Annotated in this window: 1 protein-coding gene; it reads left to right on the top strand. The window is 75.3% G+C overall.

The window, feature by feature from the left end:
- Window positions 1–458: 458 nt before the first annotated feature.
- Entirely contained in the window at window positions 459–1118 is a 660-nt protein-coding gene (locus tag AOK18_RS26295) for a hypothetical protein (RefSeq protein WP_079105191.1), read from the top strand.
- Window positions 1119–1142 lie beyond the last annotated feature (24 nt).

Here is a 1142-nt window from a genome sequence, read left to right as displayed (position 1 = left end):
CTCCGCAGGACTCCCGGGAGTCCTGATGACGCAGGTCAGACTATCCGCCCGGGTGAGCCTCCGGTGCGGCGATCACTCCGCCGGGACTCCGCCCCGCGCGAAGGCGGGGGGTCCCTTCCGTTCGGGATCGCGGACAGTTCCCGGCGGCGGGCCGCCCCCGCCTTCGCCGCCGCCGCGCGGCGCCCCAGCAGCCCGCCGTCCCGGTCCGCCGGTCCACGTCACCGGGCACGCCGTCCGCTCCCCCTCGACCGCTTTCCCCCCGTCCGCCGTGCGGGTGTCGGCCGTGGCGCGGGACGTCGCCCGACCGGGTCACCGGACGGGCGACCGCGCGGAGGTAGCGGCATGGTGGGGGTGCAGCCGTCGACGAACGCGTGGGACGGGGCCGCCCGCCGTCGCCCGCGCCGGCAGGGGCCCGGCGGCCGGGAAGACGTCACCACAGCGGTCCGCTTGGAGGATCCGTGCACGACAAGCCGCTCAGCAAGCTCGCCGGTCACCTGTTGCGTCGGCTGCCGGGCGCCTCGCACCCCGCACGGCACCGTGCCGGGCCGGACAGGTTCGGCCTGGAGGAGGAGAAGGTCCTCCGCTTCACCGAGGACAGGCTGGACCCCGCGGAGGAGGGACGGCTCGCGGAGGAGGTCGCCGCGGTGCTCCCCCTGGGCTGGTCCCTGTCCCCCCGGGCCAAGGAGCGGCTCCACGCGGTCACCGAACACCTCGGCGGCGAGCGCCGGCTGCTGGAGTGGCTGGACCGTCACCCCGGCCTTCCCCGCCTGACCGCACGGCTGGTCGCGCTGATGGGCATCCTCGACCGGTACAGCGACGACGCCGAAGTCGTCGAGGCCCTGCGCGCGTCCCGTGCCGAGGACCCGTTCCCCGCCGGGCTGGAGAACGTCCTGCCGCCGGGGACCAGCGAGGAGACGCTCAGCGACGTCTCCTACCGGATCGACGAGCTCCTCTTCGAGCGGCAGACGCAGGACGCCACGCGGCTCGCCCTGGCGACGACGGACTGGCTGCGCGACGCCACCCGGAGTTCCGCCCCCTCGTCCAGCGGGATCAGTGAGATGCGCGAGCTGATGACCCATCTGCGCAAGGACATCGGCGAGGCCGACGCGGCGGCGTAGCCGGCGCGTCGGCCTCGCCGATGT

Origin of the sequence: Streptomyces prasinopilosus (genome assembly GCF_001419695.1) — a bacterium.
Classification (GTDB): Bacteria; Actinomycetota; Actinomycetes; order Streptomycetales; family Streptomycetaceae; genus Streptomyces; species Streptomyces prasinopilosus.
The sequence above is the reverse complement of the archived record's forward strand: the minus strand, read 5'-3'. Positions and strand labels throughout refer to the sequence as shown.